Here is a 14,743-nt window from a genome sequence, read left to right as displayed (position 1 = left end):
CACCGAATTTTGGACACACAAGCGACATGGAACCAACCCAGATGACCGAGATGCCGCCGCCAGTGAACACATGGATGATGGAGACGGGCAGCTTCTATCTGTGGCCGCTGATCTTCGTGCCGTGTGTACTTTGGGCGCTGCGGACCCGGCGCCTGCCCGTGATGCTGTTGCTGCTGCTGGCCGCCTCATCGAGTTTCTGGCAGGAGTTCTTTGGCGACTGGGGCGCCTACCTCTCGTGGAACCCGGCCTTTGCCCGGCTGCCGTTCTGGGGTGAAATGGCCTATACCACGCCGATCAAGCCGGTCTTCATCCCGCTCAGCTGGGGCTGGTGGTTCGCACTGTCGCTCACCCCGCTGCTGATGCTCACGCGCTGGCTGTCTCGCCGGTTTCCGGGCCTGTCGATCAACGCATGGGCGTTTATCGCGGTTTTCCCGCTCTATTCTGCTTATGAATTGTGGGCCGAAGGCAGCGCGGTGGCGCAGAGTTGGTGGTCCTACAACGCGGTTATCGGGCCGCAGTGGACGGCGGCCAACGGCGCAGGGATGTCGATCCTCTGGCCAGTGATCCTGGCGCTGTGGGCGGCGTGGATTGTGGCCCTGCTTGCCACCACGGATGAAGCCGGGCTGTGGTGGCACGAGCGCAAGCTTGGCATTGTCCCGGGCGGGTCCGGCTGGGGCCATGAGGCCAAGCGGCTGGGGGCCTTCATCGTGATGTTCCAGGTCACCTTTCTGCTGGTGGTCACGCTGCCGCCGATCATCACCCGGCTGATGTTCGGCGGACAAAGCCAGCTGGTGCCTTGAGGAGAAAAGCATGTTTCCCCGCGCGAACGCCCGGCATAGCCAGATTGCCTATGTCACGACCGATCTGGAACAGGCGCTGGCCGTCTGGCGCGAGGACTTCGACGTGCCGGCGTTCCATGTCTTCACCAACGACATGCCGGGGCTGGAATCGTCGCATCCCTATCGCCTGAAGATTGCGCTGGCGAATGTCGGCGGCACCGAAATCGAGCTGATCGAGCCGCTGGACGGCAGCGCACCGCTGCACGCCGAACCCTTGCCCGCCGATGGCAGTTTCGCCCTGCGCTTCCATCATGTCGCCATGCGGATCGAAGGCACCCTGGCCGATTTCGAGGCCCATATGGCGTCGCTCGACCCCGTGCGGCATCCGGTGGTGTGGAGCGGCGCCTTTGCCGACATGATGCGCTTTGCCTATACCGATGAACGGAGCACACTTGGCCATTATGTTGAACATGTGTGGTTCGATGCCGGCTTCTACGCGCAGCTGGCAGCCGCCATTCCTGTCTATCCGGCCCTTTGACGCCATGCCGGTGACCACCCTCAACTTTCGTGATCTTGGCGGGCTCCCGGCTGCGGGCGGCCATACCCGCAGCGGCGTGCTGTTCCGCAGCGAGGGACCGCGCAATTTTGCGCCGGACCAGCTGGCGGCCTTGCGCCACCGGCGGTTCCGCTCGATCATTGACTTGCGCTCCGCCCGCGAACGTGAAGAAGTGCCGCACGACTGGCACGGGGCCGATTGCCTCTGGCTCGGGCTAGACGTGAATGCCGATCTCAGAGTGTTCGGCAACGAGGGCCGCGAGCGCCTGATCAAGGGGCCTGAACTCGACATCGCCGTTTCGACTATGGCCGAGACCTACCGCGAGATCGTGGGCGCCTTGCTGCCGCACTGGGCCACGGTTGCAGCGGCTTTGCAGGCAGGTGACGTGCCGATGTTGGTCAATTGCACGGCCGGCAAGGATCGGACCGGCGTAGCGATCGCCTTGCTGCTGGAACTGGTCGGAGTGCCGCGCGAGGCGATTGTCGCGGACTATCTGCGCTCGGCAATCTTTGCTGAAAACCTGGTCCGCGCCGGAGAGGTCGAGCCGGGGATGATGGCGAGTTTCGGCTTCATGCCAAGCCCCGATCAGATTGATGCCCTGATCGGCGTGCGCGAGGACTATCTGGAGGCCGCCTGGGCGGAAATCGCCCGCGTCTGGTCTGATGTGCCGGGCTATTTTGCCGCGGCCGGGATCGATGGTGCGGCGCAAAGCCATATTCGAACTGTCTTGGTGGATTGAACGGGCCTTCGGCCTGAAAAAGGGATCATGGATATGCATACGGGTGGAGTTATCGGGCTTGGCGGCATCGGCGGCGGGGTCGCCCAGTGTCTGCAGCGTTCAGGCCAACTCGCGGCGATTTATGATGTGCGGGCGGAAGCGGCGGCCAATGTGCCCGGCGCCCCGCCGATGTCGGCAACGCCGCGCGATCTGGCCGCAGCTTCGGATTGTGTGCTGATCGCGGTGCTTAACGGGGCCCAGACCATCGCGGTCTTGTCAGGGCCAGACGGGGTGCTGGCAGCAGGCAAGTCTGGCCAGACGGTGATCCTGCTCTCGACCATCGCCATGGCCGATCTGGAAAGTGCCCAGAAGCTCTGCGCCGATGTCGGTGTGACCCTGCTGGATTGCGGTGTCACCAACGGGCCGAAGTCGGGCCAGAACGGTCTGATCTGCATGGCGGGCGGCAGCGATGCCGATCTTGCCGCGGCCAAGCCGATCTTCGATGGTTTCGCGCAGCAGGTGATCCACATGGGCGGCCCGGGCGCCGGCATGGCCGCCAAGATCGCACGCAACACCACCTTCTTCGGCTGCATGCGCGCCGGCTACGAAGGCGCGGTCATCGCCCGCAATTATGGCGTCAACCTCGATCAGCTGACCATGGCCCTGGCAGGCGACCCCACCGCCGGCGGCGGCCTGGAGGGCGCCCTGGCGATGGTCAAGCGCCCCGAACCTGCCGGAGATCCGGCTGAAACCAAGATGCGCGAATACTTCCAGATGCTGATGATCAAGGATCTGGAAGTGGCCGTTGCCGAGGCCGCTCGATTTGGCGTGCGCTTGCCGATGGTTGAACTCATCATGGACAACGCCCTGTCGACCTCGGGGCTGGAGTATCCACTAGGCCAGCCGATTTCGGCCTAACGCAATGCATTCGGGAGAGACGCTATGAACGAAGAGAATTGGGCCAAGGGTCTGGAAATGTTCGATGCGGTTTACGGGCCGGGCACATCGGCAATGGTCACACCGTTCAAGGATTCCCCGTTCAATCAGGAAATCGTCGGCAATCAGTTCGCCAACCTGTGGGGCAACGGCGCGTTCAGCATTCGCGAGAAGCGGCTGATGGTTCTGGGCGCAACTGCCATGCTGGGCCGGCAGGATCTAGTCGAGATCCAGATGACGGGCGCACTGATCAACGATGAATTCACCGAGGAGCAGCTCGAGCAAATTCCACTGTTCCTGCTGTTCTATGCGGGTGCGGGCAATTGCACTGCGCTGTTCCGGGGAATCGAGGCGGCCAAGGCGCGGGTTGCCGCGATGAAGAAGGACGCCTGACGATGCGCCCGCTGGCCCGTCTGCCGCTCGACGAAGGGGCATTCCGCCAAAAATACGGGCCATGGGCGGTGATTGCCGGGGCCTCGGAGGGCACCGGCGAATGCTACGCGCGGGAACTGGCCGGGATGGGGATCAACCTTGTCCTGGTCTCGCGCCGCCAGGCCGCGCTGGAAGCCCTGGGCGAGGCGCTCAAGGCTGAATTCGGCATTGCCTATCTCGCGGTGTTGCAGGACCTGACCGAGGACGGCGCGGGCGAGCGGATTGTCGAAGCGGCGGCCGGTCTGGACGTTGGGCTCTATATCTCGAACGCCGGCGCGGACGGTTTCTCCAGCTTCTTTGAGGACAACACTGCTGCCGCGCACCGGCTGGTGCGGATGAATATCTCCACGCTGATCGATGCTGCGAATGGCTTCGGCAAGGGCTTTCTGGCGCGCGGCCAGGACGGGCAGGGCCAAGCTGCACACGGAAAGGGCGGGATCATCGTGATGGCATCAGGTGCCGGTCTGGGCGGGCAACCGAACCTCGCGCTCTATTCGGCCACCAAGGCGTTCGAGATCAACTTCGCGGAATCGCTGTGGGCGGAATATCACGAGCGCGGGATCGACGTGATCGGCATTGCCGCACCGATCATGCGGACCCCCACGCTGCTGCGCATGGTGCCCGAGGGTTTCGACGTGTCCGATGTCTACGACCCGGCCGATGTAACCCACAATGCGCTGGCCGGCCTGCTCGCGGGCGAACCGCTGCAGATCGTTCCTGACGGGCCCGGCCAGGAAAAGCAGCAGCAGGTGCAGGCAGACCGGAAAGCCCGGCTGATCGGGTTCGTTGAGTTCAACAAGATGTTTACCGGGGGATGACGGATATGGACCGACTGCAAGGCAAGGTCGCGATCGTGACGGGTGGCGGCGGCGGGATCGGATCCGCCGTGGTGCGCCGGTTCGTGGCGGAAGGCGCGCGCGTGGCGGTGGCGGACCTGTTCGCCGATCTGGCGCAGGCGGTCGCGGCCCCGCTGGGCGATGCCGCGCTGGCGGTGCAATTTGATGCCGCCGATCCGGCCTCGGTCGAGGCGATGGTGGAACAGACCGTCAGCCATTTCGGGCGGCTCGATATCCTCCACAACAATGCCGCCATGACCGATCCGGCCAAGCATCCGCTGGACACTGACGCCGTGACCATCCCGATCGAGATCTGGGACGAGATCATCGATGTCAATCTGCGGGGCTATCTGCTGGGCTGCAAATACGCGATCCCGCATATGCTCAAGGCTGGTGGCGGCTCGATCGTCAACACGGCTTCGAACAGCGGCACGGCCGGTGATCTCGCCCGCATTGCCTATGGCGCCTCCAAGGGGGCGATCATCACGATGACGAAGTACATCGCCACCCAGCACGGCCGCCAGAACATCCGCTGCAATTCCGTGGCCCCGGGCGTGGTCCTGACCGAAGCGCTCGACAAGACGGTCCCCGGGCTCAAGGAGCTGATCAAGCGCCATGTGCTGACCCCCGAATTCGGCACGCCGGACGATATCGCAGCGCTGGTCGCTTTCCTCGCTTCGGATGAGAGCCGCTACATCACGGGCGAAAACATCTCGATCTCGGGCGGCGGGCTGTCGCACCAGCCGCACTATGCCGACCTGCTGGAGATGATGGAGCAGCACCTGTCATGACGAGGCCGCTGCCATGACCGCGCCGCTCACGGTGGGCGCATTGGAGCAAGCGGCGCGCGACATGACAGGTCTCTGCGATTTCGGGCCCGACACCGGCTGGCGCGAGGGCTTCGTGCGGTTGGTCGCGGCGGTCGAGGCGATGGGGCCAAACGAGCAACTGCGGCATATGGCGGCTCACAATATCGTCGGGCAATTGGCCACCCGGCTGCGGTTTGTCGAAGACGACCGGCTGCACCCCGAGATCGCCGCGCAGGACGTGGGCGACCCGCTGATCGTGATCGGGCTGCCGCGCACCGGCACGACGATCAGTTACGACCTGCTGTGCCTCGATCCTGCTGCCCGCGCGCCGCGCGAATGGGAATGGTATATCCCCTGGCCACCGCCGGAAGCAGCCAGCTTCACCACCGACCCGCGCATCGCGCAGGTCAAGGCGATGTACGACAACTGGCTGAAGCATGCCCCGCAACTGCTTGATATCCAGCGCTTCGATTGCACCCAGCCGGGCGAGTGCAATCACGGGATGCAGTACCATTTCGGCAGCACCAATTTCGCGGCGGAACTGGGCGTGCCAGACTTCGCCCGGTGGCTGCGCGGAAATCCTGTGACCGGGCAATATGTCTCTCACAAACGCCTGTTGCAGAACTTCCAATGGAAGGGCCCCAAAGGCCGCTGGACGCTGAAATCGCCGCAGCACCTGTTCGATCTGCCGGCCCTGCTGGAAGCCTATCCCGGGGCCATGCTGGTGTGGACGCACCGCGATCCCGCGCTGACCTTTTCCTCGCTGTCGAGCATGATTGCGGGCTTCCTCGCCGCCTTCGGGGGCGACAAGGACAAGGCTGCGATCGGCCGCGATGTGGTCGAAACCTGGATCGCCGGAATGAACCGGGCCCTGGCCGCGCGCCGTGATCCGGCCATCGAGGGACGGATCATCGATTTGGCGCACAAGGATGTGGTGGCGGATCCGATGGGTGCGGTGCAGCGGATCTACGACCGGTTCGGCTTGACCTTTTCGGACGCGCACAAGGCCCAGATCGGCCGCTTTCTGGCCGACAACCCGGCAGCCAAACGGATGGGCAAGCATCGGCACTCGCCCGAGCAGTACGGCATCGACATCGCCGAAGTGCGCGCTCGCATGGCGGACTATTACGACCGCTTTGGCGATCTGCTTGGCCATCCGGCGAAAGGGGAAGCCCCATGAGTGTTCTGGACCGATTCCGTCTCGACGGCCGGACCGCCATCCTGACCGGCGTTGGCCCCGGCGTTGGGGAACACGTCGCCAAGGCCTATGCCGAACTGGGCGCGAACGTAGTCATTTCAGCTCGCTCGCAAGACCGGCTGGACCGCATAGCCGGCGAGATCAACGCGCTTTCAGGCGGGCGGGCTCTGGCGGTCACGGCAGATGCCGGCGAAAAGGCCGATCTGGAACATCTCGTCACCCGGGCTCGCGAAGCCTTCGGGCCAATCCATATCGTGTTCAACAACGCTGCCGCCGGCGTGGTCTATGCCCATGATGGCGGGCTGTGGGCCAACAGCGATGCGGTCTGGAAAACCGCGATGGACGTCAACGTGATGGCGACCTGGCGGCTGACCGAACTGACCGAGGCCGATATGCAAGCCCACGGCCATGGATCGATTATCGCGGTCCAGAGCTGCGGCGGTTTTACCCCCATTCCGCCGGCTGTCGCTTACGGAGTCAGCAAGGCGGCGCTGCTGTTCCTGGTGCGCGAACTGGCCAAGACCCAGGCTCCGCACACCCGGATCAACTGCCTGTGCGTCGGCTCGATGAGCCCTGACGGGCAAGAGGCGGAAATCCACCGGGGGCTGGGGCTGGCCGAACGCAATGCGATCAAGCGCTTCGGCGCGGCAGATGAGGCGGTTGGCGCAGCGATCCTGCTGGCTGGCGCTGGCTCGAGCTATACCACGGGCAGCACGGTCTTTGTCGAAGGTGGCAGGGTCGGCACCATTTCATGAGCAACCCGCTCTACACGCCTGATCAGGCTGCAACAGAAAAGCTGGCACTGACCCTGATCGAGCGCGCCGATGTGCGGGCAGCGCGGGAGGAGGCGCGGAACCAGATGCGCTGCGATCCGGCGGCGAGTGTCCCGGATGGCGCACTCAGCCTCGATCGCGCGCTGGACCAATGGGTGCTGGCGCTGGCCATGCGCAAGGCCAATGGCGATCCCGCTGCGCCCATGGTGGTGTGGAATGTGTCGAACCCGCCGCGCCACTGGTTTGGCCATAGCTATGGCGGTGCCGCGGTGGCGGTCGACAACCCGGACAATTTCAACCGCGAAATCCCAGTGGACGGTAGCGGACATTATGAGATCGAGATCGGCTTCTCGGACAATCCGCCGCAATTCAGCGTGGTGATCGAGATGGAGCCCGCGCACCATGCTGGGCTAGGCCGCAATATCGGCGCGCTGACCCTGCAGCAGCTCTTGCCGCACTGCGATGCCGACCGCCGCGTGACGGTCACCGTTGGGCCCGATCCCGGCGGCCCCCTCCACTTGCAGAGCGAGCCCGGGCGGATCCAGATCTACACGCGCGACAGTCAGGCGGACTGGAACCAGCGGCCGGCTGAAGTGACTGTGCGCAGGCTCGATCCGCCCGCCGACTGGCAGCCCCGCAGCGAAGCGGACATCGCGGCCGCCATCATCGCCGATATGCCGGCCTGGGTTCGGTTCTGGCGGGGCTTCAAGGACAGCTTCCTGGGGTTCCCAGCCCCGAACCAGCTGATCGGGCCCAATGGGCGCGACGGCAACTGGGGTTACCTCGCGGGTGGCCGGTTCGCGGTTGCGGATGACGAGGCTGTACTGGTGACGCTCGATCCGGTCGGCAGCTACTACACCGGGTTTCAGATCACCGATCCCTGGACGATTGCCCCCGACCCGATGCATCGGCTGGCCAGCCTCAACACGTCACAGGTCACCAACACCCCCGATGGCACCGTGACCTACGCGATCGCGCTGGTCGATCCGGGCTTGGCCAACTGGATCGACACCTGCGGACTGCACGAGGGCTGGATGCTCACCCGCTGGCAAGGCGTGCCGGGGGAGCCACAGCTCGAGCGGATGATTCGGGAGGTGAGCCTGGTGAAGCTGGCCGATATCCCGCATGACATTCCCCGGATCGATCTGGATGGCCGTCGCCGCCAGAACGCGACCCGGGCCCAGGCTTTTGCCCAGCGGACCAACCCTGAGGGATGGCGCAATTCCGGTGTCAGCCTCGATGTCTGACGCGTACCCGAGCGGCCGTCTTGTCGCCGGGCCGCTTTTGGTCTTGGGTGGTTCATGGCTGCGGAGGCCCTATCACCCCCGGGCCAGCCGGCGGCCGGCTCGACGATGCACTACACCCTATGGAACGGCGCCTTTGCCGGACCCGACACAGGCAGGAGCTTAACATGGCGAATTGGACCGGCGGTAGCGTTGCCGTAATCGGGGGCACCGGGGCCCTGGGATCGGCCATCGCCCGGCGATTGGGCCAGGCCGGGGTCACGGTAATCCTCGGGTCACGGGCCGCTGAGGGCGCTGCCGCAAAAGCGGCCGAGCTGGGCTTCGGGCTCACCGGGATGAGCAACGCCGATGCGGCCGCAGCCGCTGAGCTCGTGATCGTGACCGTGCCGTTCGCCGCGCAGGAGGGCACCCTGGCCGACATCGCCCCGCATGTTGCCGGGAAGCTGGTGGTCGATACGACCGTTCCGCTGGCTCCGCCCAAGGTCATGCGGGTCCAGCTTCCCGCCGAAGGCAGCGCCGCAGTGCGGGCCCAACGCTTGCTGGGCGAGCAGGTCAAGGTCGTCTCGGCGTTCCACAATGTCGCCGCCCACAAGCTGGCCACGGATGAGACCATCGCCTGCGACGTGCTGGTTTTCGGGGATGAAAAGGCCGAGCGCACCCGCGTTGCGGCCCTGGTGCGCGATTGCGGCCTGCGCCCGGTCCACGGCGGTGCCCTGGTCAATTCGGCGGCGGCGGAAGCCCTGACCTCGATCCTGATCTTCATCAACAAGACCTACGCGGTCGATGGCGCCGGGGTGCAGATCACCGGAACCCTGGTGGAGCCCGCTTGAAACAGGTCCCGCGCGCCTTGTCGATTGTCCCGCTCAGCGGGATCGGCGAGGTGCGTCCGGGCGACTCGCTGGTGACCATCCTGGCAGACGCATTGTCCGAGGCGGGTCTGGCCATCGAAGCCGGCGACATTCTGGTTGTCACCTCCAAGATCATGTCCAAGGCAGAGGGGCGGTTCGTCGATCTCCGAAAGGTCTCGGTATCGGAACGTGCGGCTGAGCTTGCAGAACAAACCCTCAAGGATCCGCGGCTGGTTGAGCTGGTGCTGGCGGAATCAACGCATATCGTGCGGGCCGTGCCCCATGTCCTCATCACCCGTCACCACCTAGGCCTGGTGATGGCCAATGCCGGAATTGACCAATCCAACCTGGGGCCGGACGGCAACGACCATGTGCTGCTTTTGCCCCAGTCGCCGGACCAGTCCGCGGCGGTCTTGCGCGCAGGCCTTGCCGATGCGTTGGGACAGGCACCGGCGATCGTTGTTTCCGACAGCTTTGGCCGGCCATGGCGGCACGGCGTGGTGAATGTCGGGATCGGGGCCAGTGGCTTGCCGGCGCTGGTCGATCGGCGCGGCGAGGCCGATCGCGATGGGCGGATTCTGGAAGTAACGCAGGTTGCGCTGGCCGACATGATTGCCACGGCGGCCGGACTCGTGACCGGCGAAGGCGGGGAAGGGGTGCCGGCTGCGCTGGTGCGCGGCTATCCGCTGCCTGCTGGCGAATGCCCGGCATCGGCCATTGTCCGTCCTCCGGCCCAGGATCTTTTCGCATGAGCGAGCTCATCAGCCATAAGGGCATATGGATGCAGCCCGAAGGCGCGATCATTGAACTGTGCCACGTCACGCGCGATCTGGATCGGGCTCTGCTCTACTGGACCCGGGATCTGGGTGCCGGGCCGTTCTTCGTCTTTGACGTCCCGGTGTTGCCGGGGCAGCTCTATTATGGCCAGCCGACCGAGGTTTCGATGCGAGTCGGCTTCGGCTTTTCCGGCGGGACGCTGATCGAACTGCTCGAACAGACCAATGCTGGCGCCTCCCCGTTCCGGGATTTTCTCGACCAGCACGGTGAGGGACTGCATCACATCATGCCGCGCTGCGATTTTGATGCCGGCTTCGCCCGGCTTTCGGCGGCGGGCCATCAGGTCGCTTTTGCCGGACGAATGCCGGCGGGCGAGCGGTTTTGCCTGTTCGATACGCGAAGCTCGAACGGCGCCTATGTCGAACTGATGGAACTCTCCGAGGCGATGCTCGGGTCGCTGAGCTTGATGGCGAAGGCTCAAGCCAGTTGGGATCGGGTCACAGATCCGGTTCGTCCGATGGCGCGGCTTGCCGAATATGCCTCCTAAAGGCTGGCAGAGCCCGTGTGGGCAAACTCGATACCCGGCGGCTGACATCGTCCGGCCTTTGACCCAGGATTTTTTCGCATGACCGGGCAGGTGGTTGTTTTGACCGGAGGAGTCGGGGGCGCCAAGCTGGTGCTGGGCCTGACGCAAGTGATGCCGGCCGATCAGATCGTGGCGATCGTCAACACCGGGGATGACTTTACCCATCTGGGTCTGGCCATTTCCCCCGACATCGACACCCTGCTTTACACCCTGAGCGGCAAGGCGAATGCCGCCCAGGGCTGGGGCCGCGCGGGCGAGACCTGGACCTTCATGGAGGTGGCGCGCTCGCTTGGCGGCGAGGACTGGTTTGCCCTCGGTGATGGCGATCTCGCCCTGCACATCCTGCGCACAATGCGGCTGGGCGGCGGCGAGACATTGTCCCGGATAACCGCTGACTTTGCCCGTTCGTGGGGGCTGGAGCACCGGATCCTGCCGATGAGTGACGATCCGGTGAGGACATATCTCGCGACCGCCGAGGGCGAGCTTGCGTTCCAAACCTACTTCGTGGGGCGGCGCTGCCAGCCGGTCGTGCACGGCATCGAGTTCCGGGGGGCGGCGTCTGCCGCAGCCGCTCCGGGGGTTCGCGAGGCGATCGTTTCACCGCAGACCACTGCAATCCTGATCGCGCCGTCAAATCCCTATCTCAGCGTGAACCCGATCCTGGCCGTGCCCGGGATCGCTGAAGCCCTGGCGGCAGCCCAAGCACCGATCGTCGCCATATCGCCGATTGTCGGCGGAGACGCAGTCAAGGGGCCGTCCGCGAAGTTGATGCGCGAACTTGGTGTGCCGGTGACGCCGTTGGCGATTGCCCAGCACTATGCGGGATTGATCGATGCGATGCTGGTGGACGAGCGGGATACGCCAGCGGACCTGGGCATAACGCAGGCTTCCTGCGACACACTGATGCTGTCCCTGGCCGACCGCGCCAGGGTCGCGAGCGCTGCGCTGGAACTGGCCCAAATGGTGCGCAAATAGTCGTTCGCTGATCCGGTACAGTGCGCGCTTGGAGCCGGGGTCAGCTAGAGCTTGGCGCTACCCATCTGGGCGAACAGCTTCTGGAAATCGGCGTAGCTGGGCTGATGGGCGGTCACACCGCCGTCGATCGGGATCGCCGCTCCGGTGATGAAGCGGCTCTCGTCGCTGGCCAGGAAGGCGACCAGGTTGGCGATGTCCTCTGGCTGCCCCAGTTGCGGGGTAAGATGATGGGACAGGAGGATATCCTTGATCACATCCGGCGTGGATTCCACCGCCAGCGGGGTCAGGACGAAGCCAATCACCATGCAGTTCGATCGCACGTTCTGCTTGCCATATTGGGTGGCGATCATGCGGTTGAGGTGAATGAGCGCCGCCTTGGACGAGCCATAGGCAGTCAGCGTCGCTTCCCCCTGAACGCCGAAGCCCGAGGCGCTGTGGATGATCGACCCGCCGCCGCCCGCAATCATGTGCGGGATCACATACTTGCACATCAGCATGGCCCCGCGGACATTCACCGCCATGGCCAGATCCCAGGCCGCGACATCGAGATTGACGACATCGAGATCCTTCTGGCGCTGGGCGTCGTTCTGGATCGCGGCGTTGTTGTGCAGGATATCGATCCGCCCAAAGCGCTCGACCACGGCCTCCACCAAGGCCGTGACCGAACCCTCGTCGGTCAGGTCGACCGCCATGGCAACCGCACCGGGGATCATTGCCGCAGCCCGCTGCGCGGCCTCCTCATCGATGTCCGCCAGCACGACGGTCGCACCGTCGGCAGCCAGCCGCCCGGCCGAGGCGGCGCCAATTCCTCCGCCTGCGCCTGTAACCACTGCGATCCTGCCTTCAAGCCGACCCGTCATGCGTCTGATCCTCTTCTGCTTGCGTCTGAGCGCCACAACGCTGGCCCGGCGTGACCTGCCAAAGGGAGGGTATCGGTTTGCACGCCCAACGTACAAGGGCGACGGCTAGGCAGAGCCAAAGCTTGCCTGCGGGCCTTAGGCCAGCCAGACCTCTCAGCAAAGATCATCAGTGCGGGCAGAACCAAGGGCATGAAGCGATTTTCGGGGCGGGACTGGTGGTTCATCGGACTGCTCAGCACGATTTACATGACCAACTTCATCGACCGGATGATCATCGCGGTGGTGGGCGAGCCGATCCGTCGCGAATTCGGGCTGAGCGATTTTCAGCTGGGGGTGATGGGCGGCGTGGCTTTCGCGCTGTTTTACGGCGGCATCGGCATCCCCATCGCGCGGCTGGCCGAACGGGTGAGCCGGGTCGGCATCGTTGCCGTGGCCACGGCAACATGGTCGGTCATGACCATGCTATCGGGGGCTGCGGCAGGCTACCCGCAGTTGTTGCTCGCCCGGATGGGGGTGGGGATCGGCGAGGCCGGCTTCACTCCGCCCGTGGTCTCGATGATCGCGGACCGGTTTGACGCCGACAAGCGGGCCACAGCCTTTTCGCTGATTGCCGTGGGCGTCTCGGTTGGCGGTGCAGTCGGGGCGATGGGCGGCGGCTGGATTGCCCAGGCCCACGGCTGGCGGATAGCCTTCCTGGTCATGGGGGGGCCGGGCTTGGTGCTGGCGGCCCTGTTGTGGTTGACGATCCGCGAGCCGGTCCGCCGCAATGGTGGTGATCTTGCTCCGCCTTTGGCCGAAGTGCTGCGACGGGTCGGACGTTCGCCGGCCTTCGTCAGTTTCACCGTCGGCAGCGGCATGGTGGCGCTGGTCGGGTTCGGGCTCAATCTGTTTCTGGTCCCGCTGCTGCTCCGCCGCTTCGGCTTCGATCTGAAGTCCGCAGCGCTCACCTTTGCGCTGACCTTCAGCCTGGCGACCGCGCTCGGGGGCGTGGTGGGCGGCATCCTGGCGGATCGCTTCGCTCCCCGGCATAACAAGCTCTATGGCCTGTTGCCGATGGGCGGCTCGGCGCTGGCCTTGCCGCTCTATTGGGCCGCGATCTATCAGGATGACTGGCGCAGCATGGCCGTGCTGCTATTCGGCGCGACCTTCAGTCTTTATGCATTCTTGCCGACGATCATGACGGTGACCCAGCGCCTGGTCGAGCCGCGCATGCGGGCCACCGCCGCCGCCATCCATGCCTTCGGGCAGACCGTGTTCGGTCTGGGGCTGGGATCGGCCTTCCTCGGCCTGTTGAGTGACTGGCTGGCCCGGCGGGCTTATGGCGGCGATTATGTTCAGGCCTGCGTGGTCGCAAAAGGTCAGATATCCAGCGCACTATGCCGGGCCGCCTCCGGCACCGGCCTGCAACAGGCGCTGCTGCTGCTAGGTCTGTTCCTGCTGCTGGCTATCGCCTGCTATTGGCTCGCGGCGCGTTCGATTGCCGAGGAAATCGCCCGGATCGAAGCGCCGCCAGCGTCATGAGGTCCGGTCGATCCACGCGTTGAGCCCCATCCAATGTTGTTCCCGGCTGCTGGCCAGGTTCTGGCAGTGGGCGGCATTTTCGAGACGGTGCAGTTCGACCGCCGGTGATCCGCTGAAATAGGCGGGCTCGTTCTCCGGACTGGGGCTGGTATCGATGGCGCTCTGCACCACGAGCACCGGCACGGCAATCCGGGCGGCTTGCTCGTGAACGATGCCCGGAGTCAGCGCGTCGCGGCCCAGGGTTACGGGCGTGGTCGAAGCCTGCGCCTCATCGGCCTCGATCAGCTCTTCCGGCACATCCGGCCAATAGAACAGCCTGCGCATCGGCAGGCGCGGGGTGGCAATATAGCCGCTGGGCGGCAGTGCGGCCTGAAGCTCAGCCACGGTGGCATCGCCCAGGTCCATCGGCTCGTTGGCCCAGCCCAGCACGGCCACGCGGTCCATTGCCGGGTGCGCCGCGGCCTGTGCGATGATCATCATGCCGCCCATCGAGTGGCCGACACCGATAACGCTCACGGGCCCGTCCCATTGTGCAACCACCTGGCGCAACGCATCGGCATGGGCCGCTGCAATGATCGCGCTGCTCAGCTGGCTCTCGGGCTCGGGGCGGCTGCTTTGGCCCATGCCCAGCATGTCGATCGTCAGCACGGCCTTGCCGCGATCGGTGAACCAGCGGCAGAAGCTGTAGCTGTCGTCGGCAAAGGGCAGGTGCCAATAGAACCGGCTATAGCCGCCGCCATGGATCGCGAAAATCAGCTGGCTGGGCTGGGCCGCCATGCCGTCCGGCAGGTGAAGCGTGGCGGCAATAAGGGTCTGCTCCGCTAGGCCGGTTGCCAGGGTGACATCGATCAGCATGTCTTGTGATTTCATATCGCGGCGGTCCCTCTTGCGCCTG

Annotated in this window: 17 protein-coding genes; 15 read left to right on the top strand and 2 right to left on the bottom strand. The window is 65.0% G+C overall.

From position 1 onward, the window contains the following. Positions 1–26 precede the first annotated feature (26 nt). The 14 genes from IP83_RS09670 (at position 27) to cofD (ending at position 11,467) form a co-directional block, all read left to right on the top strand. Positions 27–800 (top strand): hypothetical protein, encoded by a 774-nt coding sequence (locus IP83_RS09670; protein ID WP_156309656.1) that lies wholly within the window; start codon positions 27–29, stop codon positions 798–800. A 10-nt stretch (positions 801–810) separates the two neighbouring features. Beyond that, positions 811–1,317, top strand: a complete 507-nt coding sequence (locus IP83_RS09665) for a VOC family protein (protein WP_054122007.1) — start codon at positions 811–813, stop codon at positions 1,315–1,317. A gap of 4 nt (positions 1,318–1,321) precedes the next feature. Further along, on the top strand, positions 1,322–2,074 hold the full coding sequence (locus tag IP83_RS09660) for a tyrosine-protein phosphatase (RefSeq protein ID WP_054122006.1): 753 nt from the start codon (positions 1,322–1,324) through the stop codon (positions 2,072–2,074). A gap of 27 nt (positions 2,075–2,101) precedes the next feature. Next, a complete protein-coding gene (locus IP83_RS09655) occupies positions 2,102–2,971 on the top strand; it encodes an NAD(P)-dependent oxidoreductase (RefSeq protein WP_231624988.1) in 870 nt (289 codons plus the stop codon). 24 nt (positions 2,972–2,995) lie between these two features. Then, a complete protein-coding gene (locus tag IP83_RS09650) occupies positions 2,996–3,382 on the top strand; it encodes a carboxymuconolactone decarboxylase family protein (RefSeq protein ID WP_054122005.1) in 387 nt (128 codons plus the stop codon). 2 nt (positions 3,383–3,384) lie between these two features. After that, entirely contained in the window at positions 3,385–4,239 is an 855-nt protein-coding gene (locus IP83_RS09645; RefSeq protein ID WP_054122004.1) for an SDR family oxidoreductase, read from the top strand. A gap of 5 nt (positions 4,240–4,244) precedes the next feature. After that, a complete protein-coding gene (locus tag IP83_RS09640) occupies positions 4,245–5,048 on the top strand; it encodes an SDR family NAD(P)-dependent oxidoreductase (RefSeq protein ID WP_054122064.1) in 804 nt (267 codons plus the stop codon). A gap of 13 nt (positions 5,049–5,061) precedes the next feature. After that, positions 5,062–6,246, top strand: coding sequence for a sulfotransferase (locus tag IP83_RS09635; protein WP_054122003.1), 1,185 nt, complete (start codon positions 5,062–5,064; stop codon positions 6,244–6,246). Continuing rightward, positions 6,243–7,019 (top strand): SDR family NAD(P)-dependent oxidoreductase, encoded by a 777-nt coding sequence (locus tag IP83_RS09630; RefSeq protein ID WP_054122002.1) that lies wholly within the window; start codon positions 6,243–6,245, stop codon positions 7,017–7,019. Before IP83_RS09635 ends, IP83_RS09630 begins: the two co-directional genes overlap by 4 nt. Beyond that, positions 7,016–8,284, top strand: coding sequence for a hypothetical protein (locus tag IP83_RS09625; protein ID WP_054122001.1), 1,269 nt, complete (start codon positions 7,016–7,018; stop codon positions 8,282–8,284). The genes IP83_RS09630 and IP83_RS09625 overlap by 4 nt, the downstream gene beginning before the upstream one ends. Before the next feature lie 164 nt (positions 8,285–8,448). After that, positions 8,449–9,111 (top strand): NADPH-dependent F420 reductase, encoded by a 663-nt coding sequence (gene npdG, locus IP83_RS09620; RefSeq protein WP_054122000.1) that lies wholly within the window; start codon positions 8,449–8,451, stop codon positions 9,109–9,111. Beyond that, positions 9,108–9,881, top strand: coding sequence for a coenzyme F420-0:L-glutamate ligase (cofE, locus tag IP83_RS09615; RefSeq protein ID WP_197274331.1), 774 nt, complete (start codon positions 9,108–9,110; stop codon positions 9,879–9,881). Before npdG ends, cofE begins: the two co-directional genes overlap by 4 nt. Continuing rightward, complete coding sequence (locus IP83_RS09610; RefSeq protein WP_231624987.1) at positions 9,878–10,453, top strand: VOC family protein; 576 nt, start codon at positions 9,878–9,880, stop codon at positions 10,451–10,453. The genes cofE and IP83_RS09610 overlap by 4 nt, the downstream gene beginning before the upstream one ends. A gap of 78 nt (positions 10,454–10,531) precedes the next feature. Then, positions 10,532–11,467, top strand: a complete 936-nt coding sequence (cofD, locus tag IP83_RS09605) for a 2-phospho-L-lactate transferase (protein ID WP_054121998.1) — start codon at positions 10,532–10,534, stop codon at positions 11,465–11,467. Positions 11,468–11,511: 44 nt separating this feature from the next. Here the strand turns inward: cofD and IP83_RS09600 are convergent, their stop codons facing one another. Beyond that, positions 11,512–12,327 carry an SDR family NAD(P)-dependent oxidoreductase gene (locus tag IP83_RS09600; RefSeq protein ID WP_054121997.1) on the bottom strand — a complete coding sequence of 272 codons (816 nt, stop codon included), beginning with the start codon at positions 12,325–12,327 and terminating at the stop codon, positions 11,512–11,514. A 189-nt stretch (positions 12,328–12,516) separates the two neighbouring features. Here IP83_RS09600 and IP83_RS09595 point away from each other — a divergent pair, with 189 nt between their 5' ends. Next, on the top strand, positions 12,517–13,848 hold the full coding sequence (locus IP83_RS09595) for an MFS transporter (protein WP_054121996.1): 1,332 nt from the start codon (positions 12,517–12,519) through the stop codon (positions 13,846–13,848). Here the strand turns inward: IP83_RS09595 and IP83_RS09590 are convergent. After that, entirely contained in the window at positions 13,843–14,718 is an 876-nt protein-coding gene (locus IP83_RS09590; protein WP_082364620.1) for an alpha/beta hydrolase, read from the bottom strand. The two genes, IP83_RS09595 and IP83_RS09590, sit on opposite strands and share 6 nt — an antisense overlap. Between the last annotated feature and the right edge of the window lie 25 nt (positions 14,719–14,743).

This window comes from Novosphingobium sp. AAP93 (genome assembly GCF_001296055.1).
In the GTDB taxonomy this organism is placed as follows: domain Bacteria; phylum Pseudomonadota; class Alphaproteobacteria; order Sphingomonadales; family Sphingomonadaceae; genus Novosphingobium.
Note: the sequence above shows the minus strand (reverse complement) of the source record. Positions and strands in the feature narration are given on the sequence as shown.